At 73.5% G+C, this 4,246-nt stretch carries 4 protein-coding genes; all 4 read left to right on the top strand.

Features of this window, described 5'->3' with window-relative positions:
* Window positions 1-219 precede the first annotated feature (219 nt).
* The 4 genes from ACGFYV_RS18090 (at window position 220) to ACGFYV_RS18075 (ending at window position 3,951) form a co-directional block, all read left to right on the top strand.
* Complete coding sequence (locus tag ACGFYV_RS18090) at window positions 220-1,578, top strand: V-type ATP synthase subunit B (protein ID WP_393879381.1); 1,359 nt, start codon at window positions 220-222, stop codon at window positions 1,576-1,578.
* Window positions 1,575-2,195: a V-type ATP synthase subunit D gene (locus ACGFYV_RS18085; protein WP_393879368.1), complete on the top strand. Its 621-nt coding sequence runs from the start codon at window positions 1,575-1,577 to the stop codon at window positions 2,193-2,195. Before ACGFYV_RS18090 ends, ACGFYV_RS18085 begins: the two co-directional genes overlap by 4 nt.
* 217 nt (window positions 2,196-2,412) lie before the next feature.
* Entirely contained in the window at window positions 2,413-3,402 is a 990-nt protein-coding gene (locus ACGFYV_RS18080; protein WP_393879367.1) for an Acg family FMN-binding oxidoreductase, read from the top strand.
* A 90-nt stretch (window positions 3,403-3,492) separates the two neighbouring features.
* Entirely contained in the window at window positions 3,493-3,951 is a 459-nt protein-coding gene (locus tag ACGFYV_RS18075) for a CBS domain-containing protein (protein ID WP_393879366.1), read from the top strand.
* Window positions 3,952-4,246 lie beyond the last annotated feature (295 nt).

Below are 4,246 nucleotides of genomic sequence, written 5' to 3'. Positions count from 1 at the left end.
GAAAGCACCGCCCCGCCCAGACCAGAGAGCACCACCTCCACCGAACCAGAAAGCACCGCCCCGCCCAGACCAGAGAGCACCACCTCCACCGAACCAGAGAACACCGCCCCGCCCAGACCAGAGAGCACCACCTCCACCGAACCAGAAAGCACCGCCCCAGTCGTCCTCGCCGCCACCGAGCCCGACCTCGACCTGCTCGAAGAGCGTCGCAGTGTCGCGTTGCTGGCGGGCGAGGCCCAGTTGGAGGAGCGGGCGGAGGGCGCGGTACGGCACGGGGAGGTGGCCGCACTGGCCGGGTGGTGTCCGGCCACCGACATGGCGCGCGTCGCCGGACGGCTGGCCGCCGCGGGCGGCGCGCTGCTGCCGTTGCCGCTGCCGCGCGGCACCGATCCGCCGACGCTCCTGCGGTCGGGAAGGTCCGTCTCCTTCGCGCCGCTGGTCCGGCGTGGCCTGGGGCGGGTGTGCAACGGGCGGGGCGAACCCGCCGACGGCGGACCGCCGGTGCTGGGCGCCGGCTACGCACCGGTCGGCGGTGCGCCGATCAACCCGGTGGGGCGGGAGCCGCCGGACGAGCCGGTGCTCACCGGTGTCGGCGCCGTGGATGTGCTCACCACGCTGGTACGGGGCCAGAAACTGCCGGTGTTCTCGGTGGCCGGACTTCCCCATCTGGAGCTGGCGGTGCAGGTGGCGGCGCAGGCGACGTGCGGCGGTGAGCCGTTCGCCGTCGTGTTCGCCGGTATGGGGCTCACGCACGCCGACGCGGCGTTCGTCCGGGACGGGCTGGCCGCCCGCTCCTCCGCACGGGAACTGGCCCTCTTCCTCAACACGGCCGACGACCCGGTGATCGAGCGGTTGCTCACCCCGCGTCTCGCGCTGACCGTCGCGGAGCACCTCGCCTTCGCGCGGGGCCGTCACGTCCTGGTGGTGATGACGGACATGACTGCCTACTCGGAGGCGTTGCGCGAAGTGTCCGCCGCGCGGGGGGAGATGCCGGCGCGCCGGGCCTACCCGGGCTACCTCTACAGCGACCTCGCGTCCCTGTACGAGCGCTGCGGCAGGATCAGGGGCCGCCCGGGGTCGGTGACCGTCGTACCGGTGCTCACCATGCCCGCCGGCGACATCACCCACCCCGTGCCGGACCTCACGGGTTACATCACCGAGGGCCAGATCGTGCTGTCCACCGCGGTCCACGCCTCCGGCACGTATCCCCCCGTCGACCCCCTGGCCTCGCTGTCCCGGCTGATGCGCAAGGGGACCGGTCCTGACCGCACCCGTGCCGACCATCCAGCCGTCGCCGTTCAGTTGATCGCCGCGCTGGCCCGGTCGCGTCAGGTGCGGGAGCCGGCCGACCTGATCGGGCGGTCGGCGCTCAGCCCGGCCGACCTGTCCTTCCTGGACCTGGCGGACGCCTTCCGGCAGCGGTTCCTCGCGCAGGGAGCGGACGAGAACCGATCGCTGGACGAGTCCATGGACCGGGCCTGGGACGTGCTCCTGACCCTGCCCGCCGGCGAACTCGGCATGATCCCCGCCGGCCTTCTCGCCGCGCACGCCCCTTCGCGGCACGAGGAGGCGAAGTGAGCGCGCACGCACGCCGGGTGCCGACAGGGCGCGCCGGCCGGCTGCGCCTTCGCCGCAGCCTCGGCACCGCGCGACGTGGAGCGGACCTGCTGGAACACAAGCTCCGGCTCCTGCTGGACCGGGAGCGCGCGGAGCGGCGGGCGGCCGAGGAGGCCTACCGCGTGTGGCGGGACCGGCTGGCCGAGGCCGACGTATGGCTGGTGCGCGGTGTGCTGCTCGGCGGTGAGCGGGCGCTGGCCGAGGCGGTTTTGGCGGACCGGGCCTTCGTCGACGTCGAGTGGGACGCGCTGATGGACGTGCGTCATCCCGCGACCGTCGCCTGGACCGCCCCCGTCCGCTCACCCGCCGAACCGACGCCCTCCAACACCGCGCTGGCGCACGCCGAGAGCTCCTACCTGGCCGCGGTCCCCGCAGCGGCGGAACACGCTGCCCGCACGGCGGCCGCCCGACTGCTCTCAGCCGAGGCGGAACGGACCGCGCAGCGGGTTCGCGCCCTGCGTCGCCACTGGATCCCCCAGCTGGAAAACGAACTGTCGGCGGTGGAACTCGCTCTGGAGGAAGCCGAACACGAGGAAGCGGTACGACGACGCTGGGCCGCCACACACGGAGCCGGGTGAGGGGCCGGGCCGGGGCGATGGGCTGGCGTGGCGGGAGGGAAGTCCGTTCGGTCCCGGGTCAGGACCGTTCGGCCCCTGCCGACGCACGGCCCGCCGAGCGCACGGTGGGGGCATCGGTCATCGGTCACCGGTCGAGGTCCCGGCCGGGCGCGCCCGCGGCGCGAGCGGCGGTCTCCGCGACCGGCACCGGCACGCTCCGTTGCGAAGGGAAGCCATCGTGTCCGCGCAACCCTTTGACGATCAGACCATCAAAGCGCTCGTGGCAGCGGCCACGGCGGCGCCCTCGCTGCACAACGCGCAGCCCTGGAGGTTCCGTCACCTGCGCGGGACCGGCGTCCTGCGCCTGTACGCCGACCTGGAACGCACGTTGCCGCGCACCGACCCCGGCAAACGAGGTCTGCACATCGGCTGCGGCGCCGCGCTGCTCAATCTCCGTGTGGCCGCCGCTTGGGCGGGGCTGACGCCGGAAGCGGAGCTGTTCCCGGACCCGGCCGACGCGGAGTTCCTCGCTGAGGTGCGGCTGAGCGGCGCCGCCCGCCCCGACGACGCGCTCGCCCTGCTGCACCCGGCGATCCGGCGTCGTCACTCCAGCCGCCATCCGTTCCGCGACGAGACGATCCCCGGCGCCCTGCGCGAGCGCCTGTCCGACGAGGCCCTCGCCGAGGGTGCGCGGTTGCTGTTCCCGGGTGCCTGGCACGTGCGGTCGGTCCTGGACCTGGTCCGGGACGCCGAGGGGTGGGAGGCGCTGGACGCGGACATGCGCGGTGAGACGGAACGATGGGCGCACGTGGATCCGTCGGGTACCGAAGGGGCGACGGACGGCATCCCCGCAGAGGCGTTCGGGCCCGCCGCACGAGGTGGCTCCGCTCCCGTTCGTGACTTCGCGGTCGGCCGTCCGATGCCGGGCCGCGCCTGGGCGTCGTTCGAGAGGAACCCGCAGATCGCCCTGCTGGGCACGGCCGACGACCGGCCCGTGGACTGGCTGCGCGCCGGGCAGGCGCTGGAGCGGGTTCTGCTGCGGGCCACCGCGGACGGGCTGGTGGCCTCGGTGACCTCCCAGCCGCTGGAATGGCCGGACCTGCGGTGGACGGCGCGCGACCCGCTGTCGGCAATGGCCCATGTGCAGATGGTGCTCCGGCTCGGCTACGGCCCCGAGGGACACGCGAGCCCGCGCCGGCCGGTCGACGGGGTGCTCGACATCGTCTGAGGGCCGTCTCCGGTGTCCGGTGGAACCGCGAACCGCACGGTCCGCCATGACGGCGAGGAGCAGGTGCAGGTGTAGGTGAGGAGTCGTCGTATGAAGGTCTGCGAGGTGATGACCGCTCCGCCGGTGTGCGTCGCACCCCGCGTCCCGCTGGTGGAGGTGACCCGGCGGATGGCCGAGTGCGCCGTCGGCTCCGTTCTCGTCGTGGAGAACGGCGCGCTGCGCGGCATCGTCACCGACCGCGATCTCGCCCTGCGCGGCATGGGCGGCGGTATGGCCCCGGAGGCACCGGTGGACGCGGTGATGTCGGCCGAGGTCGTCACCGTCGATGCCGACGACGACCTCCAGGTGGCCTACCGGGCGTTCCGCCGCACGGAGGTCCGCCGTCTTCCGGTTCTGGACGGGGGCCGGGTGGTCGGGGTGCTGACGATCGACGACCTCTTCCTGGACGTCTTCAGGCGACTGGGCGACCTGCTGGGACCGGTCGCCTGGAGCGTGCTGCAGGAGCCGCCCGGTCCGACGTCGGCGTGTGGTGGTCCGCGTGTGCTCTGAACCGGCCCACCGGACAGCGACCGCGCCGCGCGAGGGCGGCCCGCCGACCGACACCGGGGTTCCGACGCCGGGGTTCCGGCGACGGGGTCGCCCGCACCGATCACCACGACGCGGCATTTCCGGTACGGCGAGACGCCGATAGAGCCGAGCGGGTACGGGACGGGACCGGTCGTCCCCCGGGGCGAGTCGGCCGACGGAATTCGTTACCGTGTACGGGTTCACACGTCCGTCCACCCGTCACGAATTCCCCACGAGATTGCCAGCTTGCTTGAATTGCGATAGGGGCACCATGGCC

This window comes from Streptomyces sp. NPDC048297, from assembly GCF_043201585.1.
In the GTDB taxonomy this organism is placed as follows: Bacteria; Actinomycetota; Actinomycetes; order Streptomycetales; family Streptomycetaceae; genus Streptomyces.
The sequence above is the reverse complement of the archived record's forward strand: the minus strand, read 5'-3'. Positions and strand labels throughout refer to the sequence as shown.

Bases quoted from the DNA above. Each gene is read 5' to 3' on its own strand.
- ACGFYV_RS18075 (WP_393879366.1), top strand. From the start codon at position 3,493: ATGAAGGTCTGCGAGGTGATGACCGCTCCGCCGGTGTGCGTCGCACCC.